The following is a 25,653-nucleotide window of genomic DNA, read 5'->3' on the forward strand; positions in this document are numbered from 1 at the left end:
CCGGCGGGCCGTGGCGGGGTCGGGTGCTGGGCGCCGTGTCACGAGTTGATCAGGCGGCGGGCGCGGTCCAGTTCGTCGGCGAAGACCAGGATTCGTACCATCCCGTCGGGGCCCGTGGCGAGCGTCGCGCGGACGCCGTTGTGACGGAGGCGGTCGCGTATCTCGCGTGCGAAGGCCAGGTCGCCCACTTTCGAGACCGTGCGCAGCAGGCCGTAGTCGGCGGTCCTTGGCGGCGGGGCGGCGGGGGCGCCGTACCTCAGCAGCCGGATGATGAGCAGCAGCGCGGCCAGCACGCCGGCGGAGGCGGCCCAGCCCGCGAGGTACATCAGAGGCACCTTGACAGTCTGCCACCATTTGATCACGTTTCGGAGCCGGATATGGTCAACGGCGGGGCTCATGGAGGCGGGGATCGCCCAGGTCGCCGCGCAGGCCGGGTGGGAGGCGACGCTGCGGGACCCCGGCGACGAGGCGCGGTCAGGATCCGTGCCCCGGGTCCCGTCGCGCTGCCAGCGGCGGAACAGACTGGCCGCCGCCGCCCAGGAGCCGTAGCACTCCGGGATGTCCCGCCACGGTGTCCCGGCCCTCATCCGCCACCGGATACCGTCGATGAGCTGCCGTTTCGTCGATGAGGGCGGCCAACCCGGCCGGCGGCCGACAGGCAGGAGCGGTTTGCAGGACTGCACAGTGCTTGTCGGTGCGGTCGCGCCGCCGGTGCACCGCTGCTGTGGTCACGAGGTCTGAGTGTGACGTCGAAACCCCTGGTACCGCAGACCGTGGATGACACTGGAGGCCGTGTGGCCCTATATTGGGTGGTGTGGCGGCAGCGGGGTCGATCCGGCGGCGCGGACCGAACCAGGCGGTGCCGTGGCGGTCGGACGGTCCGGTGTCGGTGTTGCGGCTGCCGTTGGATGTGCATGAGCCGGGGGTGCGGCGGCATGTCGAGCGGGTGTTCGCGGCGGTGTTCGCGGTGCGGCGGGCGGTGCAGCGTGACGCCCGCGCCAAGGTAGATGCGTACTGGGCGGCGCACCGCGCGCGGGCGGTCGCCGGTCCGGCCGCGGTCCGGGATCGGCTGGGGTTGACCCGGACCGGGTTGGAACATGCCGCGTACCGGCATGTGGATCGTGCCCCGCATCTGCGCCGCTCCTGTACGAAAGCGGTGGCGATGCACGTCGCCGACAGCGTCTGGCAGGCTGCCGATCGGCACCTGTTCCCCGACGCGGCCGGACGCCGGCACGGCCGGTCGAGGGTCGGCGGCTGGTGGGCGTTCAGCCGCATTCCGGGGCGGGCGCGGTCGCATACCAGGGCGCGGAAGTGGGAGACGTTCCGCCTGGCTGGGACCTTGGCGGGGCATGACGCGGTGTTCGGCCGGGCTGGGCGGTTGTGGCAGCCGCGGCGGATGCCCGCCGTCACCCCCGTCGCGGGTGGCCGGCCGGTGCGGTCGTGGTGGGACCATGACGGCGCCCTCGCCGTGGTGCTGACCGGCACCGGCACCGGCGCCCGGGATCTGGTGCTGCCGGTCCGCCTGCCGCAGGGACCCGGCCGTGAGCCGGTGCTGGAGCACTATCTCGCCGACCCGCAGCGTTGGCACAAGATCGACCTGGTCCGGTATCGCGACCCGGGTTCCCCGGGTGGGTGGCGGTACGAGGCCCATGTGATGGTCCTCGGCTCCGGCTACACCTCCCCCACGGTCGTGGCCCGCCGCCGGACGGCTGCGGCCCTGCACCGGCGCGGCGGCGTCGATGTCAACGTGTCCAATCTGGCCGTCGTCTCCGTCCCGATCGACGCCAACGGTAGTGACGGGGTGCACGCCACACAGATCACGAAGACCGGCGCCGACGCCGACCGGCTCGCGGTGGAACGGTTGCGGCAGCGGCGGCGTGACCGCGCCCTGCAACGCTCCCGCCGCGCCACCAACCCAAGCCAGTACCGGCTCTCGCCCCGGCAGCAGCGGCGAGCCGACCGTCGCCGAACCGCCGGCCTGCCCCCGGTGCAGGTCGCGGTGCCGGGCGGCGCCCGCATCGCCAACGCGGCAGGCGTGCCGGCCCAGGCCTACCGCCGCGACCAACTCTCCGCCGGCTACCTGCGGTTGCGCGGGCAGGCGGCTGCTGACGGCGCGGCCCGTCCCAGGCCGGGCGTACCCGCGCCCGGATCGTCGCCGCCGGCATCGTCGCCAGCCACGGCCCGAACCTGGTCGTCGAGGCCGGTGACCTGCGGGCGTGGGCGCGGCGGTGGGGCCGCGGTATCCACGCGTTCACCCCCGGCATGCTCCTGGCCGCCGTCGACCGGGAAGCCGCCAACGTCGCTCAACGTGGGCTGATCCGGGCCGGGACGAGGCACACCGCCTGGACCCAGCACTGCCTCTGCACCGCCCGCGTCCCCAAACAGCTCCACCACCGCCACCACACCTGCCCACAGTGCGGCCTGACCGGCGACCGGGACCTCGTCGCCGCCCTCGTCGGGGCGCACACCGTGCTGAGCGACCCGGCCGTGCCCGGCACCGCCCGGGTGGACTGGGCCGCGGCGCAGACCACCCTCGCCACCCACGGCATCGAAGCGATCCATGAAGGGCTGCAAGGAGCCCTGCTCGAGTCAAGCGGACACCACCGCCCCAACCGGTGCCCGGCCGCGGCGGCCGCAGCGCAGCACCAGCCACCACGGCCGGTGCCGGCGTGCTCGGCGAACTGCCGGAACGACGCCCTCGACAACCCCGGACCAGACCCGCACCCCAACACGCGGGACCACACCGGAACGACGAGACGCACAACCCGGACTGTTCCATCTCGCGGACACCAAACCCGAGTTTGATACAGACCTTAGACGTACTCGTGAACGTCCTGCGCCGCCGACGGCGCCACCGGTAGGGCGGCCGGCACCGTGAAGCTGAACCGGCTGCCCCCGCCGGGGTTGTCGGTCACCGCGATCGTGCCGCCGTGCCGGTCCACGATGCGGCGGCAGATCGCCAGGCCCAGGCCGGTGCCGCCGTAGGACTGGCCCGCGTGCGCGCGGTGGAAGGACTCGAATATGTGCGGCTTGTCCGCGTCGGGGACGCCGATCCCGCGGTCGGCGACCTCGACGCGGACCCAGTCCGGGCCGGCCGGCTCGGCGCTGATGTCCACCTTGGGCACCCGGCCCGGCTGCACGTACTTGAGCGCGTTGCCGACCAGGTTGTCCAGCACGTGGCGCAGCATGGCCGGGTCGGCGACGACGTGGGGGAGCGCCCCGACGTACACGTCCGGCCGCACGTGCAGGTGGTTGACCCGCTCGGCGACGACGTCGTCGACCAGGCCCGCCAGGTCGACCTCGGTGGGCTTGAGGGCGGCGTCGCGCGCGGTCACGTAGGCCAGCAGGTCCTCGATCAGCCGCCGCATCCGCACCACCCCGGCGCCGACCCGCTCCAGGCTCTCGTGGGCGTGCTCGGGCCGGTCCGGCAGCGCGTCGCGGGCCATCTCCGCGTGCGCGCCGATGACGGTCAGCGGGTTCTTGAGGTCGTGGGCGACGATCCCGGCGAACGCCGCCAGGTCGGCCTCCCGCTCGCGGGCCTCGGTGATGTCGTGGAACACCGCGATCGCCCCGCGCCGCCCGTCGACGTCCAGCGGGCGCCCGCTCACCGACAGGTGGATGCCGTCGGGGCGCTCCGGGTTGCGAATCACCATCTCCACGCCGTCGGTCGACTCGCCGGCGAGTGCGCGCACCAGCGGCAGCTCCGCGGTCGGGAACGGGCGGCCGTCCCCGGGCCGGAAGATGCCGTACCCGTCCTGCCACCGCTCGGCCCCGTCGATGTCCTGCGCGACGCCGAGCATGTCCCTGGCCGCCGGGTTGTGCACCAGGAACGCGCCGGTCTCGTCGACCACGCCGACGCCGTCGCTGATCCGCTCCAGTATCCCGTTGAGCAGCGCGACCTGGTTGCTCGCGTTGCGCTCGGCCTCGCGCAGTTCCGTGGTGGCGGTACGCACCCGCTCCTCGGCCCGCCCGCGCGCACCGGCGAGCCCCCACAGCATCGCGCACACCAGCAGCGTGAGCAGCGTCCCGCCGATGCCCACGACGACCGGCGCCGGCGCCGACCCGCCCAGGCGCGCCGAGTCGGCCGAGACGACCAGCCGCCACTGCCGGTTGGCGATCTGCACCCGCATGTCGCGTTTGAGGTCGGGGTGGCCGCCCTGGTGTAGCTGGGCGACGCGGGCCTCCTGCCCGTTGCCGTTGCGCGCCCACAGCTCGGCGTCGGCCTGCCCCTGCATGGCCTGGGTGAGCACCCCGCCGACGAAGTCCTGCCCGCGCAGCCCGAGCACGACCCAGCCCTTGAACTCGCGCGAGCCGTCGGGTGCCGGATCGCCGTACGCCGGCGCGGCCAGCACGAACGAGAGCTGCTGACGGTGCTCGGGCAGGCCGCGGTCGCGCAGCAGCACGTAGGTGTCGGAGACCGCGGGCTGCCCCGAGCGCCGCGCCTCCCACAGCGCCGCGGTCGGCTCGGGCGCCTGGGACAGGTCGGTGCCGGTGGGCAGGACGGTCGTGTCGTCCAGCGGCTGCGCGAAGATCGTGAAGAGGTGCTGGCCCCCGTTGCCCTGCGGCGACAGCGTGAGGTTCGTAGCGCCGCGCTGGCGCCAGTACTGCTGCACCGCCGCGATCTGCGAGTCGTCCGCCGCGACCAGGAACACCAGCGAGGTCGCCCCGACCAGCCCGGCTTCCCGCAGCGGCGCGGTGGTCGCGGCGAAGTCGCCGCGGGTGAGATCGGTGTGCGAGCCGGCGGCCGCGGCGACGGTGCGCAGCGTGTCGAGGTACCGGTGGATCTCGGAGCGCACGGACGCGTCGGACAGCGTGGCGGCCCGGTCGAGCACGGCCTGCGCGCGGTCCCGCTGCCCCTGCCGGATGGTGTGGGCGGCGTGCCAGGAGGCGGCGAGGCCGAGCGCGAGCACGAGCGCGATCGCCAGTACACCGGCCCAGCCGACCTGGCGGACCGCCTTGCGGAGCCGACCCGTCACCCAACACTGATCGGCAACCGATCCGCACCCCTTGAGGGTTTGCGCGCTGATAAGCCGCGAGCCTCGGGTCAGTCGCGGTCGGTCCAGCGGAACGTGGCGAGGCACAGGGCCAGGCCGATCACGATCCAGCCGCCGAGGACCAGGGCGATCGTGCCGTGCTGCCACGCGCCCGAGGGCTCCTGCGCGGCGAACGAGTCGGGCAGGAACACCGACCGCATGCCCTGGCACATCCATTTGAGCGGGAACACGGACGCGATCGTGCGCATCCAGTCGGGCAGCGAGGTGTACTGGATGAAGACGCCCGAGATGAACTGCAGCACGATCGCCACCGGCGTCACCACCGCCGGCCCGCTGCGGCCGGTGCGGGCCAGCGACGAGAAGGCGATCCCGCACAGCGTGCACGCGGTGATCCCCAGCAGCGCCACCCACACGAACGTCAGCCACTGCGCCCCGCCCGCCGGCAGCTTCACGCCGAAGAACAGCGACGCCACCGCGACCAGCAGGACCGTCTCGACGAGGCCGATGGCCAGGACCATCACGACCTTGCCGATGAAGTACGCCGCCCGCGGCATCGGCGTGCCCCGCAGCCGCTTGAGGATGCCCTTCTCCCGCTCGATCGGGATCTGGATCGCCAGGCTCTGGAAGCCGGTGGAGAGCAGCCCCGCGGCGATCATGCCGGCCGCGAAGTATTGCGTGAAGGTCACCCCGGGCGCGATCTCCCCGCCGAACACCGCCCCGAACACGGTGAGCAGGATCAGCGGGAACGCGAGCGTGAACACCACCGACTCGCGGCTGCGCAGGAATTGCTTGATCTCCAGGCCGCCGCGCAGGAGGCCGAGCCGCAGGGTCGTCATTCGCCGGCGCCGATCATCCGCAGGTACACATCCTCGAGGCTCGGTCTGGTGACGGTCAGGCCCGGCACCTCGCCGCCGAACCGCTCGGCGAGGCGCTGCACCAGCGCGGTCGGCGCGTCGGTGCGCTCGGACAGCGGCCCGTCCGGGCCCTCCCACGCGACGGTCGCGCCGCCCTGTCCGCGGCCGCCGAGCCGGGCGGGCGTGTCCACGGCGATGAGCTGGCCGCCGGTGAGCACGCCGACCCGGTCGGCCAGGGCCTCGGCCTCGTCCAGGTAGTGGGTGGTGAGCAGGATCGTGGTGCCGGCGGCGGCGAGGTCGCGGATCAGGCCCCAGAACTCCCGGCGCGCCTCCGGGTCGAAGCCGGTGGTCGGTTCGTCCAGGAACAGCAGCTCGGGCCGGCCGACGATGCCCAGGGCGACGTCCAGCCGGCGCTTCTGACCGCCCGAGAGGGTACGCGTGCGGTCGTTCTGCTTCCCGGCGAGCCCGACCCGCGAGAGGATCTCGTCGGGGTCGGCGGCGCCGGGGTAGTACTTGGCGAAGTGGTGGACGACCTCCCGGGCCGTCAGGTCGTCGAACTCGCCGGTGCTCTGCAGCACCACGCCGACCCGCGCCCGCCACGCCTGGTCGCCCTGCTGCGGGTCGACGCCGAGCACGCGCACGTCCCCGGCGCTGCGCCGGCGGAAGCCCTCCAGGATCTCCACGGTCGTGGTCTTGCCGGCTCCGTTCGGCCCGAGCAGCGCGAACACCTCGCCGTCGTGGACGTCGAGGTCGACTCCGTCGACGGCCACCGCCTTGCCGTACGCCTTGCGCAGGCCGCGCACCGTGATCGCATCCGTCACGGCGACCACTATAGGTCGGTGACAACTTTCACCGGGTACCCCTAGTTACCCTTCAGTACGGTGATCGCATGGGCTCCGAGAGGCTTTCCGAACGCGACCGACCGTGGGTCATGCGGACATATGCCGGCCACTCCTCGGCCGCCGCGTCCAACGCGCTGTTCCGCCGCAACCTGGCCAAGGGCCAGACCGGGCTGTCGGTCGCCTTCGACCTGCCGACCCAGACCGGCTACGACCCGGACGCGGAGCTGGCACGCGGCGAGGTCGGCCGGGTCGGCGTGCCGGTCGCGCACCTCGGCGACATGCACGCCCTGTTCGACGGCATCGACCTCGAACGCGCCAACACCTCGATGACCATCAACGCCACGGCGATGTGGCTGCTGGCGCTCTACGTGACCTGCGCCCGGGAGCAGGGCGTCGACATCGCCGGGCTCGCGGGCACCACGCAGAACGACATCGTCAAGGAGTACCTCTCCCGCGGCACGCACATCTTCCCGCCCGGCCCGTCACTGCGCCTGACCACCGACACCATCGCGTGGACCGTCGCGAACTGCCCGCGATGGAACCCGGTCAACATCTGCTCGTACCACCTGCAGGAGGCCGGGGCCACGCCCGTGCAGGAGGTCGCGTTCGCGCTGGCCACCGCCATCGCCGTGCTGGACGCGGTGCGCGAGGGGGGTCAGGTGCCGCCCGAGCGCTTCGGCGACGTCGTCGCCCGGATCTCGTTCTTCGTCAACGCCTCCGTGCGCTTCGTCGAGGAGACGGCGAAGATGCGCGCGTTCACGGCGATGTGGGACCGGCTCACCGCCGAGCGCTACGGGGTGCGCGACAGCGACGCGCGCCGGTTCCGCTACGGCGTGCAGGTCAACTCCCTCGGCCTGACCGAGGCCCAGCCGGAGAACAACGTCCAGCGCATCGTGCTGGAGATGCTCGGTGTGACCCTGTCCCGCGCCGCCCGGGCCCGGGCCGTGCAGCTGCCGGCCTGGAACGAGGCGCTCGGCCTGCCGCGGCCGTGGGACCAGCAGTGGTCGCTGCGCATGCAGCAGGTGCTCGCGTTCGAGTCGGACCTGCTGGAGTACCCGGACCTCTTCGAGGGATCGAAGGTCATGACGTCCCTCGTCGACGACATCGTCGCCGGCGCGACCGCCGAGCTGCAGCGGGTGCTGGACATGGGCGGGGTGGTCGCCGCGGTCGAGTCCGGCTACCTCAAGAGCGCCCTCGTCGGCTCCCTGGCCGAGCGCCGCGCCCGCATGGAGCGCGGCGACGACGTGGTGGTCGGCGTGAACCGCTTCACCGAGACCGAGCCGTCCCCGCTCATGGCTGCCGGCGCCGCCGCGATCGAGCGGATCGACCCCGCCGTCGAGCAGGCGGCGATCGCGAGCGTGCGGCAGTGGCGCGCCGAGCGCGGCGACGTGACCGGGGCCCTCGACGGGCTGCGCGCCGCCGCGGCGGGCGGTGCGAACCTCATGGCGGCGACCCTGGCCTGCGTCGCGGCCGGCGTGACGACCGGGGAGTGGGCGGGTGCGCTGCGGGAGGTCTTCGGGGAGTACCGCGCGCCGACCGGTCTGGCCGCCGCGGTCTCGGCGCCGGCGGGCGACCTGGAGCGGGTCCGTGAGCGGGTTCGCCGCACCGCCGAAGACCTCGGCACCGGGCGCCTGCGCATGCTCGTGGGCAAGCCCGGCCTGGACGGGCACTCCAACGGCGCCGAGCAGATCGCCGTGCGGGCTCGCGATGCCGGGTTCGAGGTGGTGTACCAGGGAATCCGGCTGACCCCCGCGCAGATCGTGGCCGCCGCGGTCGAGGAGGACGTCGACCTGGTCGGCCTGTCCGTCCTCTCGGGCTCCCACCTGGCCGCCGTCGCGAGCGTGCTGTCGGGGCTGCGGGCCGAGGGGCTGGGCGACCTGCCGGTGGTGGTCGGCGGCATCATCCCTCCCGGCGATGCCGCCGCCCTGCGCTCCTCGGGGGTGGCGCGGGTCTTCACCCCCAAGGACTTCGCCATCACCGACGTCATCGACGAGCTGGTCACCGTCGTCCGTGAGGCACACCACCTGGCCATTTAGGCATTGGGCCTTCGGTATTGGGCCTTATAGGTATTGGGCCTTAGCTTTAGTTTTAACCGGCCGGTTCAGAGGTCTTTGATCTTTTGGGCCGGTTTCGGTGTGTCGTAAGGACATGGGTACGGCCACCCGTGATCATTCGGAGTGCTGAAGCTTCGAAGGATGTGGGGTGGCCGTGGGGCCTACTATGCCAGGTTTGCGGGCGGTGGTCGCGGCTGAGCCGGTGGTGTGTCGTGCCGGGCTGATCGCGTGGCGGGCGGCGCTGTACCGGTGTTTCGGCAGGCGTGCGGATGCCCTGTTCGAACTGGTCGATGCGGTGCTCACCGCGCAGGGGCCGGTGGGTTCGCTGGTGGAGCTGTCGCTGGAGAAGGCGTTCCGGCGGGGTCATGGGGCGTTGTACGACGCCCTGGCCTGCGGGGTGATCGATGTTGCGGCGCTGCGCGAGCTGATTGCCGGTTCGTGGGACGGTCTGGACGACGGGCCGGTGAAGATCGCGGTGGATGTGTCGTCGTGGCCGCGTCCGGACGCGGAAACTTCCCGGAACGGTGTCACTGCTACACCGCCTGCCGCTGCGACGGGGCCCGTAAGACGATCCCGGGGTGGCCGTTCTCGTTCGCTGCCGGCCTGCAGTGGGGCGCCTCGTCGTGGACGACGCTGTTGGACGCGGTACGGATCGGCCCGCACGACGACCCGACCCTGGTCACGGTCGAGCAGGTCGCCGAGGTGTCCGCGCGGCTGGACACGGCCGGCATGTTGGTGGGGCGGCCCGCCCCGATATTCGTGTTCGACTCCGGCTACGACCTGACCAGGATCAGCTACCTCCTCGGCACCCGCGGCGCGCGGGTGCAGGTGCTCGGCCGGGTCCGCAGCGACCGGGTGTTCTACGCCGCGCCGGGCTACGCCGGACGGGTCGACGGCCGGCCGGGGCGGCCACGCCGGCACGGCGACCGGTTCGAACTGTCCACGCCCGCGTCGCTGCCACCAGCCGATGAGCGGTTGTCCGCACAGAGTCCACGCTATGGTCAGGTGCAGGTCAGTGCCTGGCATGGACTGCACCAGAAGCTGGGCAGGCAGGCCGGCTGGACCGACTTCGCCGGTGTGTTACCGATCGTGCCCGGCACGGTCATCCGCATCCAGGTCGAGCACCTCCCCGGCAACCGTAAGCCAGACGATGTGTGGCTGTGGCACACCGCACCGCCCGGCACCGGGTTCGACCTGGACCTGCTGTGGAAAACGTACCTGCGCCGGTTCGATCTGGAACACACGTTTCGGCTGCTCAAGCAGACCCTCGGCTGGACCGCACCGCAGATCCGCACCCCGCAGCAGGCGCAGCGCTGGACCTGGCTGATCATAGCCGCGCACACCCAGCTTCGGCTGGCCAGGACCCTCACCACCGATCTGCGCCGGCCCTGGCAGCAACCGATCCCAACCGGTACACCGATCACCCCGGGCAGGGTCCGGCGGGGTTTCGGCCAACTACGCCGACACCTGGGCACCCCGGCCGGTAGACCAAAATTCACCGCCCCCGGACCCGGCCGCCCCACCGGCAGCACCCGACCACCACGAACCCACTACCCCGTCGGGAAGAAGAAGCCCGCAACGGACGAACCAACAGCAACAAAACCCAAGATCACAGGTTAAAACTAAAGCTTAGGTATTGGGCCGCCAGCCCTGCGCGGCGGCCCACTCCGCCGCGGCCTTCTCGTTCTTGCGCCTCTTCCGGCGCCGCATCAGCCAGCCGAAGCTCAGGAAGAGCAACAGCAGGAACAGCAGCACGACCACCGGCAGCACGATCGCCACGATCGACAGCAGGACGCTGACGACGTCCTCGATCGTGCTCACGATCGGCGCCCCGAACCCGACGGTCGTCGCGTTGATGACCGGCCGGGACACGGCCTTCATCCCGTGCACGCCGAGCGATACGGCCCCGCCGACCACGATTGGTATCCATTGATGGCTTGTGAAGAACGAGCCCGGGTCCGTCACGGTGACCGTCTCCGAGCTCGACGCGGCACCGAACGCGAGACCGCCGGCGGTGGGCCGGATGAACGTCTGGATCACGTCGTTGACGTGGTCGAGCATCGGCACCTTGTCCGCGACGAACTCGATCGCGAGCAGCACCGCGACGATCGTCAGCGTCCAGCCGTTCTCCATCCACGCCCAGTTCGACGGCAGCGTGATGAGATCCGTATATCGCGCGAGCACACCGATCGCCAGCAACGGGATGTACGCGTTGAGCCCGGCCGACGTGGCGAGGCCGAGACCCGTCAATGACTCCAACACCCCTGAAGCATGACATCGGGGTGCCAGCCCCGCCGCGCTCGCGGGTTAGGCTGTCGGCCGTGCGTCTCGTCATCGCCAAGTGCTCGGTCGACTACATCGGCCGGCTCACGGCCCACCTCCCGCCCGCGACCCGCCTGCTGCTCATCAAGGCCGACGGTTCGATCTCGATCCACGCCGACGACCGGGCGTACAAGCCCCTGAACTGGATGAGCCCGCCCTGCCGCCTGGAGGAGCAGGACGGCCTCTGGCGCGTGGTCAACAAGGCCGGCGAGGAGCTGCGCATCACGATCGAGGAGGTTCTGCACGACACCTCCCACGAGCTGGGCGTGGACCCGGGCCTGGTGAAGGACGGCGTCGAGGCCCACCTGCAGGAGCTGCTGGCCGCGGCCCCCGAGACGCTGGGCGCGGGCTTCACCCTCGTCCGCCGCGAGTACATGACCGCCATCGGCCCGGTCGACCTGCTGTGCCGCAACGGCGAGGGCGCGACGGTGGCGGTGGAGATCAAGCGCCGCGGCGAGATCGACGGCGTGGAGCAGCTGACCCGATACCTGGAGCTGCTGGGGCGCGATCCGCTGCTGGCGCCGGTGAGCGGCATCTTCGCCGCGCAGGAGATCAAGCCTCAGGCCCGGGTGCTGGCCGAGGACCGGGGCATCCGCTGCGTGGTGCTCGACTACAACGCGCTGCGCGGCGTGCAGAAGGACGAGCTGACGCTCTTCTGACCGCACCCCGATCGCGACCAGCCGCCGGCGCTCCAGCATCGCGCTCGACCTGGACCCGGGTGACCTCGTGTGCCTGCCCGAACCCCGTCAGGACCGTCGCCGCAGCCCGGTCAGAAGCACCCAGCCGCCTCGGACGTTCCGAAGCTGGGCAAAGTCCCCGAAAGCCCGATAATCGGACTTATGCCCCGACGGGTGAAAAATCCGATTAGGGCGGCGGGTGGCGTTGGCGATCGCGGTGCCGATCGGCCGACAGCAGGCGCCCTGCCTGCGTCCGTCCCGCCCGCCGTGCGTCCGTCCCGCCCGCAGTGCGCTCGCGGCGGGGCAGTGCAAGCCGCTCAGCAGGATCGGTCGTGTCGGTGACGCGGCGGCCGGTTCGGCGGCCAGGGCAACAGCGGAGCGTCGACTCGGCTCGGTGACGACATGACGGTCACGTCGGCGGCGACCGCGCTCCCGCTCCTGCTCGGCCCCTGCCGCCCGAGGTGGCGATCGCGAGGAACGACGAACCAGGGGTCGGCCGTGGTGATGTGGTTGAGCCGCGCGTCCAGCGATTGCCTTCGGGCCGTCTGATGGTGCAAGGCGACGGCCGGCGAGATTCGGGACGCGGCCCAGGAGAAGCCCGGGACGGCCGGGCCGCGGCGGGATTCAGCGGCGGCGGGGGATGCGCCGATACGGCGGCGGACCGACGGGTGGCGGACGCCGGGAAGGTGGGCAGTGCCGCTGCGTCGCCGCAACGGCTCGGCCCTTGCCGCGGCGGTGGCGCAGCGTTGCCGCAGCGGCATGGCCAGTATGGCGGTGGTGGCGACGCAGTGTCGCAGCGGTAGCAGCCTGGCGGGTGCGGCGGTGGTGGTGACGCTACAGATCGACAGCACGACGGCTGGACAGACCGGGAACGCGGTGACTGGACCGGTCGGGGGCGGGGTGACGTCGGTGCGGGCTGAGAACGCGGTGACGGCGAAGGCTCTGGTGATGGTGCACGAAACGTCGGCGGCGACGGTGGCCTCGGCGATCGCGCAAGAGATGTCGGTGGCGGGGGCGGCGCCGGTGGGGTGGCAGGGTCGTGCCGGCGAGACGGTCCGGGTGGGGTGGGCGCGGCCGGATCGGAGCGCGGGTTGGGTTGGGCGGTTGGACGGCGAGGGTTGGGCTGATTCGACGGATGGCGGGAGTCGGGCTGGGCTGGCGGACAGTCTGGGTTGGGTTGAGTCGCCGGATGGCGGGGGTTGGGTTGGGTGGTTGGACGGCGGGAGTCAGGATGGGGCACCGGGCGGCCGGAGTTGGGTTGAGTCGCCGGATGGCGGGGGTTGGGTTGGGTGGTTGGACGGCGGGAGTCAGGATGGGGCACCGGGCGGCCGGAGTTGGGTTGAGTCGATGGATGGCGGGAGTCGGGCTGTGGCTCTGGACAGGCGGGGCGAGGACTGGGTTGGGTGGTTGGACGGCGGGAGTCAGGATGGGGCACCGGGCGGCCGGAGTTGGGTTGAGTCGATGGATGGCGGGAGTCGGGCTGTGGCTCTGGACAGGCGGGGCGAGGACTGGGTTGGGTGGCTGGACGGCGGGAGTCAGGGTGAGGCACCGGACGGCTGGAGTCGGGCTGGGCTGGCGGACGGCCCGGGGTGGGCTGGGTCGACGGGCGGCCCGGCCCGGGGTGGGTGGCCAGAGCGCGGCGGCGGGCGGCTCGGGCGTCCTGTTCGGCCCAGTGGGCGGTGATCTCGGCGGTGCGGGCCTCGGCGTCCAGACGGGCCAGCCGCTCGGCATGACGCGCCTCCAAACCGCGACGGCGGGCCTCGGCGAACTCGGCACGGACCGCACGGCGACGGGCCACACGACGGCGGTGCTCGGCCAGCATCGCGTCCAAGCGGCTGCGCCACTCTGAGTCGGCGGCCGCGGTCAGCACCTCATCCATGAGAAGAACTTAGAACAAGAGTACGACAAAAAATCGGTGAGCAGGCCCGGCCCAAGGGGCGACAGCCCGATCTTGACCTGTGGGCGGTCACTTTTGTCGGTCTTGGGAGACGAGCTGTTCGGAGCGGTCCCACAGGGCGCGTGCCAGGTCGGCGTCGAGGGCCTGCTTGTTGATGCGCCGGGCCGGCTTGCGCTTCTCGTAGTAGCCGCCGGGCTCCCAGTCGATGCCGGGGCGGCTCTGTGACAGCCAGACCAACTGGTCGGCGCCCCGTTCCGCAGAGATTAGCAGTGAACGGGTCAGGCGGTTCGTCGCGATGAACCGCATCAGCTGGCTGGTGGTCTGGGACGCGAAGTTCGTCGCCACGTTGCCGGGGTGGATGGCGACCGCCGAGACGCCCTGTCCGTGGTACCGGCGATGCAGTTCCTTGGTGAACAGGATGTTCTCCAGCTTCGCGGCGCTGTAGGCGCGGATCGGGGAGAAGTCGCGTTCGAGGTTCAGGTCGCGGAGGTCGAGCCGGCCGGCCATGCGCGCGCCGATGCTCGACGTCTGGATCACCGTCGCGCCCGACTCGATCAGGGTGGGCAGCAGCAGGCTGGTGAGCAGGAACGGCGCCAGGTGGTTGATCTGGAACGTCCGCTCGAAGCCGTCGGCCGTCCGCGCTGGGTCGCCGAAGACGCCGCCCGCGTTGTTGGCCAGCACGTCGATGCGCGGATACGCGGCGCCGAGCGCGGCCGCGAGCCCGCGCACCTCGTCGAGGCGGGTGAAGTCGGCCACGAAGGCGTCCGCGCCGAGCGGGGCGGCCACGGCCCGGGTCTTCTGCGGGGAGCGGCCGACTACCACGACCCGGTGGCCGTGGTCGTGCAGCTGCTGGGCGGCCGCGGCGCCGATGCCGTCGCTCGCGCCGGTGATGACGATCGTCTTGGGCATGACGTCAGCGTGCGACGAACATGTCAGTCACTGTCAAGTGCGGCGGCTGGTGCTAACCTGGGCAGATCATGAGCGGCCTGAGGGAGCGCACCCGGCGTGCGGTGCGGGAGGAGATCGCCGAGGCGGCGCTGGAGCTGTTCGTGGCGCGTGGCTACGACGCCACGACCATCGACGACGTCGCGGCCGCGGTCGGCATGTCGCAGCGCAGCGTCTTTCGCTACTTCGCGACGAAGGAGGACATCGTCGTCGGCAAGCTCGACCTCGGGGCGGAGGAGATGCTCGGCGTCCTGCGCGCCCGGCCCGGCGACGAGCCGGTCTGGGCCTCGCTGCGCCGGCTCTTCGACGTCGTCGACGCGCGCGAGGGGCGGGGGTCGGTCAAGCCGATCGTGCGCATGGTCTTCGAGACGCCGGCGCTGCTGGCCGTCTACCTCCAGCGGCTGCAGATTCTCCAGGATGACGTCGTGAAGGTGCTGCTGGAGCGGGCCGAGTACGCCGCCGACGATCCCGCGCCGCGGGCGCTCACGGCCGCGGCCTTCGGCTGCCTGGTCGCGGCCCAGCACGCCTGGCTGGCGTCCGGCGCCGACGAGCCCATGACGCGGTGGATCGACCGCGCCATGGACACGCTCACGTCGCGGGTGTGATCACGAAGAGCGGCCGTGGACCAGCTTCACGACGCGGACGATCTGCTGCATGGTCTTCTCGGTCCGCTCGAAGGTCGCCGCCGCGAGCACCGTCGGGCCGCGGCGCTTGACCACCGCCTTCGGGCGGGTGAACTCGCGCAGGCCGTCCTCGCCGTGGATGCGGCCGAAGCCCGAGTTGCCCACGCCGCCGAAGGGCAGGGTCGGCATGCCGGCGAAGGTGAGGGCCGAGTTGACCGACGTCATGCCGGAGCGGACCTGCCGGGCCAGCTCCAGGCCCTGCGACTTGGAGAAGATCGCCCCGCCCAGGCCGTAGCCGTTGCTGTTGGTCAGCCGTACGCCCTCCGCCGCGTCGCGGACCCGGGTGACGGTCAGCGTCGGGCCGAACGTCTCCTCCTGCACCGCGGCGGCGTCCTCGGGGACGTCGACCAGGATCGTCGGGCTCACGAACGGCGGCTGAACCGCCTCCGCGCCGCCCAGCACGGCCCGCCCGCCGCGGGTGAGGGCGTCCTCGATGTGGCGGCGGATGATCTCGATCTGCGAGGGCATGGTGATCGGGCCGATGTCGTCGCCCGGGGAGGCGCCGACGCTGAGCTTGGCCGCGCGCGCCACCACGCGGTTGAGGAAGTCGTCGTAGACCTGCTCCGCGACGTACACCCGCTCGATCCCCACGCACGTCTGACCGGCGTTGGTCAGGCCGCCCCAGACGCAGGAGGCGGCGGCCGCGTCCAGGTCGGCGTCGGCGGCGACGATCATCGCGTCCTTGCCGCCGCACTCCAGCAGCACGGGGGTGAGCGTCTCGGCGGCCGCGGCCATGACCTTCTTGCCGGTGGCGGTCGACCCGGTGAAGGCGATCTTGTCCACGCCGCTGCGGCACAGAACCGCGCCGACGTCGCCGAGGCCGTGCACGATCTGCAGGACCGGGTGCTCGGGGACGACCTCGTTGAAGCGGTCCACGAACCACTGACCGACCGCCGGGGTGTACTCGCTGGGCTTGAACACCACCGCGTTGCCGGCCGCGAGCGCGTATGCGATCGACCCCATCGGCGTCAGAATCGGGTAGTTCCACGGCCCGATGACCCCGATCACGCCGAAGGGCAGGTACTCCAGGTACGACGAGTGCTCCATGAGCAGCAGCGAGCTGCCCACCCGGCGCCGGCCCAGCACCCTGCGAGCGTGCTGCGCGGCCCACGCGATGTGGTCGATCGCCGCGATCGCCTCCACCAGCGCGTCCGCCCGGGGCTTGCCGCCCTCGCGGTGCATGAGCCCGGCCAGCTCGTCCAGCCGGTTGGTGAGCACGCTGCGGAAGGCGAGCAGGCGCCGCTTGCGCCCGGCGAATCCGAGCCCGGCCCACCACGCGGCCGCGTCGCGTGCCCGCGCCACGACCTCGGTGAGATGATCGGGGGAGGCGACCGGGAAGCGGCCGACCTCCTCACCCGACGCGGGGTTGGTCGAGATCAGCGAGCCCTCGTCGATGGCGGGGACGCCGGGAGTTCGCGTGGCGGTCATGGCGCGAGTCTAAACCCGGAAATTACTCACGAGTAGGGCCTGAGTGGGCCGCCGTCCGGTGTCGAGAACACGGTCACGACTCCGATCGTTGGGTACAACGACCGCAGGAGGAACACACATGGCACCCGTGAAGGCCGAGAAGCTGGACGTCCCCGGCGCGACCCTGCACTACGAGGTCCGCGGCAGCGGTCCGGTGCTGCTGCTGATCTGCGGCGGCATCTACGACGCCGACGGCTTCGCCGCCCTGGCCGAGGAGCTCGCCGGGGAGTACACCGTCGTCACCTACGACCGCCGCGGCAACTCCCGCAGCGTTCTGGACGGCCCACCCGCCCCGATCATCCTGGAGGAGCAGGCCGACGACGCGTACCGCATCCTCGGCGCGGTCGGCGTGGACGAGTACGAGCCGGCCGACGTGTTCGGCAACAGCTCCGGGGCCGTCTTCGCGCTCGAGCTCGCCACGCGGAACCCCGGCATGGTGCGCACCGTGGTGGCGCACGAGCCGCCCGTGTTCGAGCTGCTGCCCGACTTCGACCACTGGCGTACCGTCATGGGGCAGGTCGCCGAGGCGTACCGCGACAACGGCACCGAGGCGGCCATGGGCGTCTTCGGCGCCGCGCTGGGGATGCACGGTGACGACGACACGCCCGGCACCCCGCCCTCGGCCGAGGCCGCGGCGCGGATGGGGGCCAACCTGGAGACCTTCGTCGCCTACGAGGTGCCGCCGGTCGCCACCTACGTGCCCGACCTCGACGGCCTGCGGGCCGGCGCCGTGCGGATCGTGCCGGCGGTGGGCGCGTCCAGCACCGGGGAGCCGCCGAACCGGGCCGGCCGCGAGCTGGCCGCCCGCCTGGAGACGACGGTCGAGGAGTTCCCCGGCGGGCACGGCGGCTTCGGCAACGCGGCCCCGTTCGCCGCGAAGCTCCGCGAGGTGCTGCGCGGCGACGCTTAGGAGGCGTGCTCCTTGATGATCCGCTCGGCCACGGCGAGGGGGTCGGCGAGCCGGCCCTCCGCCGACGCGTCGACCCAGCGCTGCTGGCTGGGGAAGTAGGCGCCCGAGGCGGACGCGCGCCGGATGCTCTCCTGCATGTCGGTGTTCATCTGGCCGGGGTCGACGTTGACGACGGTGATCCGCTCGTCGTCCCTGACCTGCGAGGCCACGGCGTCGAAGAAGGTCTCGCCGGCGGCCTTCGTGGTGCAGTACAGCGCCCAGCCGTCGACGATCCGGTGCGCCGCGCCCGAGGAGATGAACAGCAGCCGCAGCTTCGCCTCGCTCGGCGCCGCGTGCAGGAACGTGTTGGTGAGCACCATCGGGGCGGTGAGGTTGACCGCGACCGCGTTCGTGATCGCCTGGGTGGTGAGCCGGCCGACGGCGCCGATCGGCTCGATGACGGCCGCGTTGTGGATCAGCACGGCCTCGTCGGCGTCGCGCAGGAAGCCGCGCAGGATGTCGTAGTCGGGCAGCCAGTGCGCGTCGGCGATGTCGGTCGAGAACAGCGTGACGTCGCCCGGCCGTTCGTCGCGCAACCGTTGTTGCTCGGGGGTGAAGTGGCGGCCGACCGCCAGGACGCGATCACCGCGCGCGATGGACACGTCGAAGACGGCGGCACCCAGGCCGCGGGACACTCCGGTGATCACGACGGCACGCATGCGGTCACTCTATTCCTGTCCGGCGGTCATTTACATTGCCCGTGCGCCGGGCACGGATGGTCCCTTCGGCGCCGCCGCGGAGCCGGGGCAGGACTCGCCGAGCTTCTCCGCGACGACGCTCAGCGCGTCGGCCAGGGCCGCGGTCTGGGCGGGGTCGAGGTGGTCGAAGATCAGCCGGCGCACGTCGGCCACGTGGGCCGGGGCGACCCGCGCGGCGAACTCGCGGCCGGCCTCGGTGACCCGCGCGATGCTGACCCGCCCGTCGCAGGCGTCCCCGCTGATCTCGACGTAGCCGAGGTCGACGAGCTTGCGCATGCGATGGCTCAGGCGGCTCGGCGACATGTTCATCACCCCGGCGAGCTCGGACAGGCGCAGCCCTTCGCCGACGTTGCTCAGGGCCGCCAGCAGTCCGAACTCCACGTGGACCAGCCCGTGCGGGCGGAAGGTCCGCTCCAGTTCCGGGAAGCCGACGAGCACGACGGCCAGCAGCGACATCCAAGCGCGGCGCTCGGTGTCGTCCAGCCATCGTGGCTCGTCCGTCATGCCATCCATGGTGCCTTGATCTTGTGTTCCGGGGCCAACGACGCGTCCGATACGCGTCAGAAGCGGCCGATCGCGATCACCACCGCGATGGCGCCCAGGATCACGTTGATGCCGATCATCGGGTACTCCTTGGCGCGCACGTGGTCGACGATCGCCAGCACCATGATGAGGGCGATCCCGACGGCGGCGAGCGGGGTGAGGATCGTGGCGATGCCGGTGGCCCACGGCAGGATGAGCCCGAGGCCGCCGAGGATCTCCGTGGTGCCGACGAATCTGACCGTGCCCGTGCTGTACCGGTTCACCCAGGTCATGTTCTTCGCCAGTTTCTCCGTGGGCTGGCTGACCTTCATGAGCCCGGCCAGGAGGAAGGCCGCGCCCAGCACGATCTGCAGGACCCAGAGCAGGACGTTCATGGTGTACTCCCTGATTGCTTGACGCTTCAAGCAGAGGATACTTGAATCGTCAAGTAGTCTGGATTCCCCGCCGGCGGGTGAGGGGGGCCCACCCCGGAATCGTCGACCGTTTGCGCATGGAGACGTTGCAACGGCGGTCCCCGTGGGTAACCGGCTTCGCGATGTTCGCCGGCAGCATGATGCTCGTCGTCGGCATCTTCCAGATCGTGGTCGGGCTGACGGCGATCTTCGAGCGGACCTTCTACATCCTCACTGGCGACTATCTGTTCGGCTTCAACGTCACGACCTGGGGCTGGGTCCACCTCGCCCTGGGCATACTGGTCGTCCTCGGCGGCGGCGCCGTGCTCGCCGGGCGGCTGTGGGGGCGGGTTCTCGGCATTGTGCTGGCCTCGCTGAGCGCGATCGCCAACTTCCTGTTCCTGCCGTACTACCCGCTGTGGTCGATGCTGATCATCGGCGCCGACATCGCGGTCATCTGGGCGCTGACGAGGTATGGGCGTGACGAGGCCGTTCTGAGCTAGAGGTATGTGGGCCGGCCACATGTGACCGGCCCACGACCGGTGCGACCATGCGGTGATGCACGTCACCAAGCGCGGCCCCGAGACCGGCCCTCCCGTCCTGCTCATCCACGGCAACTGCTCCTCGTCGGGCTACTGGGAGCCGTTGCTGCGCCACCTGCCGGAGCACTGGCATCTGGTGCTGCCCGACCTGCGCGGATACGGCGAAAGTCCCGCCCTCGGCGTCGACGCCACGCGCGGCCTGCGCGACTTCGCCGACGACGTCGCCCCGCTCCTGGCCGACCTCGGGCACAACGTGACCGTGGTCGCCCACTCGATGGGTGGCGGCGTCGCCATGCAGCTGCTGCTGGAGCACCCCGAGCGTATCGGCGCGCTGGTCCTGGAGGCGCCGGTCTCGCCCTTCGGCTTCGGCGGCACCCGCGACCTGACCGGGACCCCGACCACGCCCGACTTCGCCGGCACCGGCGGCGGCTCCGTGAACGCCGACTTCGTCCGCCTCCTGGCCGCCGGCGACCGCAGCACCGCGGAGCAGTCCAGCCCGCGCAACGTGCTGCGCGCGTTCTACGCCGCCCCGGGCTTCGACTTCGGCGCCGACGAGGAGTTGCTGCTGGACACGATGCTGTCCACGGCGATCGGTGACGAGCAATACCCCGGCGACGGTACGGCGAGCGCCAACTGGCCCGGCATGGCCCCCGGTACCAAGGGCGTGCTCAACACCATGTCCCCGCGCTGGCTCGACCTGTCCGGGATCGTCGAGGTCGACCCGAAGCCGCCGATCACCTGGATCCGCGGCGACCAGGACGCGATCGTCTCCGACGCCTCGTTCTTCGACCTCGCCCAGCTCGGCAAGCTCGGGCTCGTCCCCGGCTGGCCCGGCGAAGAGGAGTGCCCGCCGCAGCCGATGGTGGGACAGACCAGAGCGGTGCTGCAGCAGTACGCCGAGAAGGGCGGCGCCTTCACCGAGCACACCTGGACCGGCGTCGGGCACAGCCCGCACGTCGAGCGCCCCGAGGAGTTCGCCGCCGTCCTGAAGGAGGTCGTCGGCTCCTGAAGTGCGTGAGGCCGCCGCTGTTCCTTGTGGACCCCACGGACAGCGGCGGTCTCCTCTGCGTCCTGATCCCGGTGATCGGCCTGGTGCTGGGCCTCGTCCTCGGCTTTGAGACTTTGTCGAGCTGACCCGCCGCGGCAACGATGCTCATCGAGCTGGCCACGGGCCTGCTGATCGCCGCCGTCTGGCTCGCGGGCGTCCGGATGGCGTGAGCGTCAAGCCGGTATCCGACCGAAATTGTCGTACCCCTCTGGCACAGTGTCGGCATGGAGATCGGTCGGCACATCGACGCGTTGGAGCGTGCCGGTCTGGACTTCGTCGACGCCGCGGAGAAGGCGGGCTTCGACGCCCCGGTCCCGACCTGCCCCGAGTGGACGGTTCGCGACCTGGTGCAGCACGTGGGCTACGTGCACCGCTGGGCGGCGGCCTACGTCCGAGGGGGCCGCGTCAGCGTGCTGTCGGACGACGAGGAGGAGCGGGCGGTCGGCCCCATGCCGCCCGACGACGAGCTGATCGGGTGGTTCCAGTCCGGCCATACCGCCCTGGTCGACCTGCTGCGCGCCGCCCCGGCGGACACCCGCTGCTGGCACTTCCTGCCCGCCCCGACGCCGCTTTCGTTCTGGGCCCGCCGCCAGGCCCACGAGACCACCGTCCACCGCGCCGACCTGCAGGGCGCGGTCGGCGACATCGCCGGCGTCGAGGCGGATCTCGGCCTGGACGGCATCGACGAGCTGCTGATGGGCTTCTACGGCACCCGCGGCGGCCGCCTGCGCTCCGAGACCGCCTGCACCCTGGCCGTCCACGCGACCGACGGCGCCGAGTCCGACGGCCCGCGCGCCTGGACGGTCACGATGACGCCGCGGGGCGCGACGATCGTCCGCGGCGCCCCGGGTGCGGCGGACTGCACGCTGACCGGGCCGGCGAGCGCGCTCTATCTGGCCCTGTGGAATCGGCGAGACCCGCAGGGGCTCGACATCCGGGGCGAGGAGTCGGTGCTGTCGCTGTGGCGGGAGAAGGCGACGATCCGCTGGACCTGATGACAGCGGGATGTGCCACAGGTCGCGCGACGTCGCGGCCCGGCATGGCAGACTCGCCGGTAACTTGAGGGGTCGTTCAGGAGGGGTGTGCGATGGGGCGCGAATTCGGATCCGTGGGCGTGGTCGGCCTCGGGACTATGGGCGCCGGCATCGTGGAGGTCTTCGCCCGCAACGGGATCGCCGTCACCGCGGTCGAGATCGCCGACGCGGCGCTGCGGCGGGGGGAGGAGATCCTGCGCGGCAGCGTCGAGCGGGCCGTGCGCAAGGGCAAGCTCTCCGAGGGCGAGCGGGACGTGCTGCTCGGCCGGGTCAGCTTCGCCGTGGGGCTCGACGCCCTGCACTCCGTCGACCTCGTCATCGAGGCGGTGCCCGAGCAGCTCGAGCTCAAGCAGCGGATCTTCGCCGAGCTCGACCGGGTCTGCAAGCCCTCGGCCATCCTGGCCACCAACACGTCCAGCCTGTCGGTCACCGAGATCTCGGTGGCCACCTCGCGGCCCAACCAGGTCGTCGGCATGCACTTCTTCAACCCGGCGCCGATCATGAAGCTCGTCGAGGTCGTGCGAACCGTCGTCACGGCCGAGGACGTCGTCACCGACATCGAGGGGCTCTGCGCGCGGCTGGGCAAGGTGGACGTGACGATCGGCGACCGGGCCGGATTCATCGCCAACGCGCTGCTGTTCGGCTACCTCAACCAGGCCGTGTCGATGCTCGAGGCGAAGTATGCGACCCGTGAGGACATCGACGCCGCGGTGAAGCTCGGGTGCGGGCTGCCCATGGGGCCGCTCGCGCTGATGGACCTCATCGGCCTCGACACGGCCTACGAGATCCTCGACACCATGTATCGCCGCGGTGGCCGCGACCGCCGCCACGCGCCCGTGCCGCTCATCAAGCAGATGGTCACGGCCGGGCTGCTCGGGCGGAAGTCCGGGCGGGGCTTCTACACCTACGACAAGCCCGGCTCGCCGGTCGTCGTGCCCGACGAGGCCACGCCGCCGGCCGGCACCGAGGCCGGCCGCCCGGCGCACGCGATCGCCAAGGTCGGCGTGGTCGGGTCCGGCACGATGGCCACCGGGATCATCGAGGTCTTCGCCAAGGCCGGGCTCGAGGTCATCTCGGTCACGCGGGGCGCCGAGCAGTCGGGGCGCACCTGCGAGGCGCTCAAGACGTCGCTGGACAAGGGCGTCGTGCGCGGCCGGCTCACCGAGGCCGACCGCGACGCGGCGCTGGGCCGGGTGACCTGGTCGGCGACGATCGAGCACCTCTGCGACGCTGACCTCGTGGTCGAGGCCGTGGTCGAGGAGCTGTCGGTCAAGAAGGCCCTGTTCGCCTCGCTCGACGAGATCTGCAAGCCCGGCGTCGTGCTCGCCACGACCACGTCGAGCCTGCCGGTCATCGAGCTCGCGGTCGCGACCGAGCGCCCCGCCGACGTCGTGGGCCTGCACTTCTTCAACCCGGCCCCGGTGATGGGCCTGGTCGAGGTGGTCCGCACGATCCGCACCTCGGAGGCGACGCTCGTCACCGCGACCGCGATCTGCCGCACGGTCGGCAAGCACGCGGTGGTGTGCGCGGACCGCTCGGGCTTCGTGGTCAACGCCCTGCTGTTCCCATACCTCAACGACGCCGTCAAAATGGTCGAGGCCTCCTACTCCACCGCCGAGGACATCGACCACGCGATGAAGCTCGGCTGCGGCTACCCGATGGGCCCGTTCGAACTCCTCGACGTGGTCGGCCTGGACGTGGCCCTAGCCATCCAGCGCGAGCTCTACCTGGAGCTACGCGAGCCCGGCTTCGCCCCCGCCCCACTGCTGGAACACCTGGTCACGGCCGGCTACCTGGGCCGCAAGGCAGGCCGCGGCTTCCGCGACCACTCCAACCGCTGAACCGCCCCCGGCCACACCCACCACCCCCACCCGCGCCGCAGCCGGCCCGGCTACGTCCGCGCCGCGAGGTTGTCGGCTAACTGTGCGCCGCGGGCTGGCTGTGTGCCGTGGGCTGTGTCGCGCTGGAGTTTGGCTGTTGACGCTGTGGGTTGGCTGTGCGTCGGGCTGGGGGCTGGTCGTTGGCGCTGTGGGTTGGCTGTGCGCTGTGGGCTGTGTCGGGCTGCAGGCTGGTCGTTGAGGCTGTGGGCTGCTTCGTGGTGCGGGTTGGTTGGGGCCGGGCTGTCGGCTGGGCGGGCGGCGGTTGCCAGGGGGCTGGTCGGTCGCGGGGCGCGTTGCTGGGTGGGCTTGGCCGTTACGCTGAGATCGTGTCACCTCGTCGGAACCACCCCAAGCGCGACGATGCGCCGCCGGCGCTTGATCTTGAGCGGATCAAGCGGGGCGTCGGTGCCGTGCAGCAGTGGAGCGACGGTGAGTGGCAGGTGCGCAACATTCCGGCTGGGGCGGCCGTCAAGGCGTATCGGTGTCCGGGCTGCGACCACGAGATCGCCCCGGGGGTGCCGCACCTCGTGGCTTGGCCGGCCGATGAGCGGGGGGACCTGACCGACCGGCGGCACTGGCACACCGGCTGCTGGCGTGCTCGGGACCGCCGCGGGCCGAACATCCAGCGTGGCCGCGGCGCGCCCCACTACGGCTGAGCGGCGTCCCGGTCGAACAGGCCCGTCGTGCGGCCCTGCGACGGTATGAAACCCGAGGGCGGCGAAGCGTCCGGGGACCCGGAGAGGCCCGGGGACGGGGAGAGGCCTGGGGACGAGCTCGTGAACGGCATCGGGTCGGGGGTGGACAGCCAGGAGTCGCGGCGGCGCCAGATTGACAGCCAGGGCTCGCCCGTGATCGAGCGCGTCAGCGCTGCCGTGCTGAGCAGCCAGCCGGCCGCACGGGCGCGCTGTGGTGTGAAGTGCCGGTGGGCGAAGGCCATGCGCTCCGTCAGCAGGGCGGTCGAGACCAGGCGGGCCGGCGGGTGCTGCGGCGTCAGCGCCGTCATCTGCGCGTCCGGGATCAGGACCGGGCGGGCGCCCAGGGAGCGGGCGCGCATGGACAGGTCGGCCGCGGGCAGGCGCTCGTCGAAGCCGCCCAGCCGCCGCCACAACTCCCGCTCCACGAGCAGCATCCGCGGTGTCACGGCGGGGACCTCGCCGCCGATCGCGCGATCCAGCTTCGGGAGGCGTTCGGGCTCGAACGGCAGGCCGAACGCCAGGCAGGCGGTGCCCCACAGCGTCGGCGGTGCCTCGAGCGTGCGGCCGTCGTCCGAGCCGTCGCGCAGGGTGCGGCCGGTGTAGAGGCGGTCCTCGGGGTGGGATCCGGCGTACTCCACCAGCGTCCGCACCGCGTCCCCGACCGGCCCGAGGCCCGGGTCGAGCAGCAGCAGCCACGGGGCCTTCGCCCGCGCGGCGCCGAGGTTGACCGCTGCCAGCGGGGGCAGTGCCTCCGAGCGGCGCAGCAGCTTCACCTCGCGGAAGGCGTGCCGTACGGCGGCCGCGGTGTTGTCGGTCGAGCCGTTGTCCACCACGACCGTCTCGGTCGGGACCTCGGTGCCGGTCTGGACCGCGGCCAGACCCCGCAGCAGGCCCTCGCGGGCGTTGTGCGCGACGGTGACGATACTGACGACGGGTTCGGTGCTGCGGAACACGAGCGGCTCCCTCGGGTCAGAGGGCGGTCGAAAACTTCCCGGATAGTACCGGTGGCGAGGGTGAATGAGCCGAAAGTACTGCGGGAAGTCCGCCGGAAGGCTGGCGGGAGATCCCGGCCAACGGGGCCTGCGAGCTGCTAAAACGTAGAATCCGGACACGAACTCGCCTCGGATCCGCCTGCCG

25 protein-coding genes and 2 pseudogenes are annotated in these 25,653 nt (G+C 71.7%); 15 read left to right on the top strand and 12 right to left on the bottom strand.

Annotation, left to right across the window (positions count from 1 at the left end):
- Positions 1–38: 38 nt before the first annotated feature.
- Positions 39–335 (bottom strand): hypothetical protein, encoded by a 297-nt coding sequence (locus tag ACQPY0_RS07855; RefSeq protein WP_432995934.1) that lies wholly within the window; start codon positions 333–335, stop codon positions 39–41.
- Between the two features lie 61 nt (positions 336–396).
- On the opposite strand from ACQPY0_RS07855, the gene ACQPY0_RS07860 reads away from it, so the two are divergent.
- Positions 397–549 (top strand): hypothetical protein, encoded by a 153-nt coding sequence (locus tag ACQPY0_RS07860; protein WP_432995936.1) that lies wholly within the window; start codon positions 397–399, stop codon positions 547–549.
- Here the strand turns inward: ACQPY0_RS07860 and ACQPY0_RS07865 are convergent.
- Positions 492–732: pseudogene (locus tag ACQPY0_RS07865) on the bottom strand (transposase); the annotation flags it as partial. The gene ACQPY0_RS07860 and the pseudogene ACQPY0_RS07865 overlap by 58 nt on opposite strands.
- A gap of 82 nt (positions 733–814) precedes the next feature.
- On the opposite strand from ACQPY0_RS07865, the gene ACQPY0_RS07870 reads away from it, so the two are divergent.
- A complete protein-coding gene (locus tag ACQPY0_RS07870; RefSeq protein WP_432986408.1) occupies positions 815–2,317 on the top strand; it encodes a hypothetical protein in 1,503 nt (500 codons plus the stop codon).
- Entirely contained in the window at positions 2,263–2,805 is a 543-nt protein-coding gene (locus ACQPY0_RS07875) for a zinc ribbon domain-containing protein (protein ID WP_432986410.1), read from the top strand. The genes ACQPY0_RS07870 and ACQPY0_RS07875 overlap by 55 nt, the downstream gene beginning before the upstream one ends.
- A gap of 8 nt (positions 2,806–2,813) precedes the next feature.
- Here ACQPY0_RS07875 and ACQPY0_RS07880 read toward each other — a convergent pair whose 3' ends face one another.
- The 3 genes from ACQPY0_RS07880 to ACQPY0_RS07890 form a co-directional block, all read right to left on the bottom strand.
- Positions 2,814–4,976: an ATP-binding protein gene (locus ACQPY0_RS07880; protein WP_432986412.1), complete on the bottom strand. Its 2,163-nt coding sequence runs from the start codon at positions 4,974–4,976 to the stop codon at positions 2,814–2,816.
- 68 nt (positions 4,977–5,044) lie between these two features.
- Positions 5,045–5,830 (bottom strand): ABC transporter permease, encoded by a 786-nt coding sequence (locus ACQPY0_RS07885; RefSeq protein ID WP_432986414.1) that lies wholly within the window; start codon positions 5,828–5,830, stop codon positions 5,045–5,047.
- Positions 5,827–6,669, bottom strand: coding sequence for an ABC transporter ATP-binding protein (locus tag ACQPY0_RS07890; protein WP_432986416.1), 843 nt, complete (start codon positions 6,667–6,669; stop codon positions 5,827–5,829). The genes ACQPY0_RS07885 and ACQPY0_RS07890 overlap by 4 nt, the downstream gene beginning before the upstream one ends.
- Before the next feature lie 68 nt (positions 6,670–6,737).
- Here ACQPY0_RS07890 and ACQPY0_RS07895 point away from each other — a divergent pair, with 68 nt between their 5' ends.
- The 3 genes and pseudogenes from ACQPY0_RS07895 to ACQPY0_RS07905 all read left to right on the top strand — a co-directional run bounded on the left by ACQPY0_RS07895 (position 6,738) and on the right by ACQPY0_RS07905 (position 10,364).
- The gene (locus ACQPY0_RS07895) at positions 6,738–8,726 is read left to right on the top strand and encodes a protein meaA (protein ID WP_432986418.1); all 1,989 of its coding nucleotides are present in this window, start codon (positions 6,738–6,740) and stop codon (positions 8,724–8,726) included.
- A 184-nt stretch (positions 8,727–8,910) separates the two neighbouring features.
- Positions 8,911–9,201: pseudogene (locus ACQPY0_RS07900) on the top strand (transposase); the annotation flags it as partial.
- A gap of 32 nt (positions 9,202–9,233) precedes the next feature.
- Positions 9,234–10,364, top strand: a complete 1,131-nt coding sequence (locus ACQPY0_RS07905) for a transposase (protein ID WP_432986420.1) — start codon at positions 9,234–9,236, stop codon at positions 10,362–10,364.
- A gap of 9 nt (positions 10,365–10,373) precedes the next feature.
- Here ACQPY0_RS07905 and ACQPY0_RS07910 read toward each other — a convergent pair whose 3' ends face one another.
- Positions 10,374–11,006 carry a DUF4126 domain-containing protein gene (locus ACQPY0_RS07910; protein WP_432986422.1) on the bottom strand — a complete coding sequence of 211 codons (633 nt, stop codon included), beginning with the start codon at positions 11,004–11,006 and terminating at the stop codon, positions 10,374–10,376.
- Between the two features lie 59 nt (positions 11,007–11,065).
- On the opposite strand from ACQPY0_RS07910, the gene nucS reads away from it, so the two are divergent.
- A complete protein-coding gene (gene nucS / locus ACQPY0_RS07915) occupies positions 11,066–11,725 on the top strand; it encodes an endonuclease NucS (protein WP_432986424.1) in 660 nt (219 codons plus the stop codon).
- 1,558 nt (positions 11,726–13,283) lie between these two features.
- The gene (locus ACQPY0_RS07920; RefSeq protein ID WP_432986426.1) at positions 13,284–13,592 is read left to right on the top strand and encodes a hypothetical protein; all 309 of its coding nucleotides are present in this window, start codon (positions 13,284–13,286) and stop codon (positions 13,590–13,592) included.
- 117 nt (positions 13,593–13,709) lie between these two features.
- Here the strand turns inward: ACQPY0_RS07920 and ACQPY0_RS07925 are convergent, their stop codons facing one another.
- A complete protein-coding gene (locus tag ACQPY0_RS07925) occupies positions 13,710–14,549 on the bottom strand; it encodes an SDR family NAD(P)-dependent oxidoreductase (protein ID WP_432986428.1) in 840 nt (279 codons plus the stop codon).
- Positions 14,550–14,617: 68 nt separating this feature from the next.
- On the opposite strand from ACQPY0_RS07925, the gene ACQPY0_RS07930 reads away from it, so the two are divergent.
- The gene (locus ACQPY0_RS07930) at positions 14,618–15,190 is read left to right on the top strand and encodes a TetR/AcrR family transcriptional regulator (protein WP_432986430.1); all 573 of its coding nucleotides are present in this window, start codon (positions 14,618–14,620) and stop codon (positions 15,188–15,190) included.
- Here the strand turns inward: ACQPY0_RS07930 and ACQPY0_RS07935 are convergent, their stop codons facing one another.
- Entirely contained in the window at positions 15,191–16,696 is a 1,506-nt protein-coding gene (locus tag ACQPY0_RS07935) for an aldehyde dehydrogenase family protein (RefSeq protein WP_432986432.1), read from the bottom strand.
- Positions 16,697–16,814: 118 nt separating this feature from the next.
- Here ACQPY0_RS07935 and ACQPY0_RS07940 point away from each other — a divergent pair, with 118 nt between their 5' ends.
- Positions 16,815–17,645 carry an alpha/beta fold hydrolase gene (locus ACQPY0_RS07940; protein ID WP_432986434.1) on the top strand — a complete coding sequence of 277 codons (831 nt, stop codon included), beginning with the start codon at positions 16,815–16,817 and terminating at the stop codon, positions 17,643–17,645.
- On the opposite strand, the gene ACQPY0_RS07945 is transcribed toward ACQPY0_RS07940, so the two are convergent.
- The 3 genes from ACQPY0_RS07945 to ACQPY0_RS07955 are packed head-to-tail and all read right to left on the bottom strand — an operon-like array spanning position 17,642 to position 19,299.
- Positions 17,642–18,343 carry an SDR family NAD(P)-dependent oxidoreductase gene (locus ACQPY0_RS07945; protein ID WP_432986436.1) on the bottom strand — a complete coding sequence of 234 codons (702 nt, stop codon included), beginning with the start codon at positions 18,341–18,343 and terminating at the stop codon, positions 17,642–17,644. The genes ACQPY0_RS07940 and ACQPY0_RS07945 overlap by 4 nt on opposite strands.
- A 30-nt stretch (positions 18,344–18,373) precedes the next feature.
- Positions 18,374–18,886, bottom strand: a complete 513-nt coding sequence (locus ACQPY0_RS07950; protein WP_432986438.1) for a MarR family winged helix-turn-helix transcriptional regulator — start codon at positions 18,884–18,886, stop codon at positions 18,374–18,376.
- Positions 18,887–18,942: 56 nt separating this feature from the next.
- Positions 18,943–19,299 (bottom strand): DoxX family protein, encoded by a 357-nt coding sequence (locus ACQPY0_RS07955; RefSeq protein WP_432986440.1) that lies wholly within the window; start codon positions 19,297–19,299, stop codon positions 18,943–18,945.
- Positions 19,300–19,415: 116 nt separating this feature from the next.
- On the opposite strand from ACQPY0_RS07955, the gene ACQPY0_RS07960 reads away from it, so the two are divergent.
- From ACQPY0_RS07960 to ACQPY0_RS07980, 5 genes are all read left to right on the top strand, one after another.
- Positions 19,416–19,820, top strand: a complete 405-nt coding sequence (locus tag ACQPY0_RS07960) for a DUF7144 family membrane protein (RefSeq protein ID WP_432986442.1) — start codon at positions 19,416–19,418, stop codon at positions 19,818–19,820.
- Positions 19,821–19,875: 55 nt separating this feature from the next.
- A complete protein-coding gene (locus ACQPY0_RS07965; RefSeq protein WP_432986444.1) occupies positions 19,876–20,868 on the top strand; it encodes an alpha/beta fold hydrolase in 993 nt (330 codons plus the stop codon).
- A 263-nt stretch (positions 20,869–21,131) separates the two neighbouring features.
- Positions 21,132–21,902 (top strand): maleylpyruvate isomerase family mycothiol-dependent enzyme, encoded by a 771-nt coding sequence (locus tag ACQPY0_RS07970; RefSeq protein ID WP_432986446.1) that lies wholly within the window; start codon positions 21,132–21,134, stop codon positions 21,900–21,902.
- A gap of 92 nt (positions 21,903–21,994) precedes the next feature.
- Positions 21,995–23,782: a 3-hydroxyacyl-CoA dehydrogenase family protein gene (locus ACQPY0_RS07975; protein WP_432986448.1), complete on the top strand. Its 1,788-nt coding sequence runs from the start codon at positions 21,995–21,997 to the stop codon at positions 23,780–23,782.
- A gap of 365 nt (positions 23,783–24,147) precedes the next feature.
- Complete coding sequence (locus tag ACQPY0_RS07980; RefSeq protein ID WP_432986450.1) at positions 24,148–24,477, top strand: hypothetical protein; 330 nt, start codon at positions 24,148–24,150, stop codon at positions 24,475–24,477.
- On the opposite strand, the gene ACQPY0_RS07985 is transcribed toward ACQPY0_RS07980, so the two are convergent.
- Entirely contained in the window at positions 24,468–25,469 is a 1,002-nt protein-coding gene (locus ACQPY0_RS07985) for a glycosyltransferase family 2 protein (RefSeq protein WP_432986452.1), read from the bottom strand. The genes ACQPY0_RS07980 and ACQPY0_RS07985 overlap by 10 nt on opposite strands.
- Between the last annotated feature and the right edge of the window lie 184 nt (positions 25,470–25,653).

Source organism: Dactylosporangium sp. CA-233914 (assembly GCF_050942935.1).
Lineage (GTDB): Bacteria > Actinomycetota > Actinomycetes > Mycobacteriales > Micromonosporaceae > Dactylosporangium.

Bases quoted from the DNA above. Each gene is read 5' to 3' on its own strand.
- ACQPY0_RS07860 (WP_432995936.1), top strand. From the start codon at position 397: ATGGAGGCGGGGATCGCCCAGGTCGCCGCGCAGGCCGGGTGGGAGGCG.
- ACQPY0_RS07875 (WP_432986410.1), top strand. From the start codon at position 2,263: ATGCTCCTGGCCGCCGTCGACCGGGAAGCCGCCAACGTCGCTCAACGT.
- ACQPY0_RS07885 (WP_432986414.1), bottom strand. From the start codon at position 5,830: ATGACGACCCTGCGGCTCGGCCTCCTGCGCGGCGGCCTGGAGATCAAG.
- ACQPY0_RS07895 (WP_432986418.1), top strand. From the start codon at position 6,738: ATGGGCTCCGAGAGGCTTTCCGAACGCGACCGACCGTGGGTCATGCGG.
- ACQPY0_RS07925 (WP_432986428.1), bottom strand. From the start codon at position 14,549: ATGCCCAAGACGATCGTCATCACCGGCGCGAGCGACGGCATCGGCGCC.
- ACQPY0_RS07930 (WP_432986430.1), top strand. From the start codon at position 14,618: ATGAGCGGCCTGAGGGAGCGCACCCGGCGTGCGGTGCGGGAGGAGATC.
- ACQPY0_RS07935 (WP_432986432.1), bottom strand. From the start codon at position 16,696: ATGACCGCCACGCGAACTCCCGGCGTCCCCGCCATCGACGAGGGCTCG.
- ACQPY0_RS07940 (WP_432986434.1), top strand. From the start codon at position 16,815: ATGGCACCCGTGAAGGCCGAGAAGCTGGACGTCCCCGGCGCGACCCTG.
- ACQPY0_RS07945 (WP_432986436.1), bottom strand. From the start codon at position 18,343: ATGCGTGCCGTCGTGATCACCGGAGTGTCCCGCGGCCTGGGTGCCGCC.
- ACQPY0_RS07950 (WP_432986438.1), bottom strand. From the start codon at position 18,886: ATGACGGACGAGCCACGATGGCTGGACGACACCGAGCGCCGCGCTTGG.
- ACQPY0_RS07955 (WP_432986440.1), bottom strand. From the start codon at position 19,299: ATGAACGTCCTGCTCTGGGTCCTGCAGATCGTGCTGGGCGCGGCCTTC.
- ACQPY0_RS07960 (WP_432986442.1), top strand. From the start codon at position 19,416: ATGGAGACGTTGCAACGGCGGTCCCCGTGGGTAACCGGCTTCGCGATG.
- ACQPY0_RS07965 (WP_432986444.1), top strand. From the start codon at position 19,876: ATGCACGTCACCAAGCGCGGCCCCGAGACCGGCCCTCCCGTCCTGCTC.
- ACQPY0_RS07970 (WP_432986446.1), top strand. From the start codon at position 21,132: ATGGAGATCGGTCGGCACATCGACGCGTTGGAGCGTGCCGGTCTGGAC.
- ACQPY0_RS07975 (WP_432986448.1), top strand. From the start codon at position 21,995: ATGGGGCGCGAATTCGGATCCGTGGGCGTGGTCGGCCTCGGGACTATG.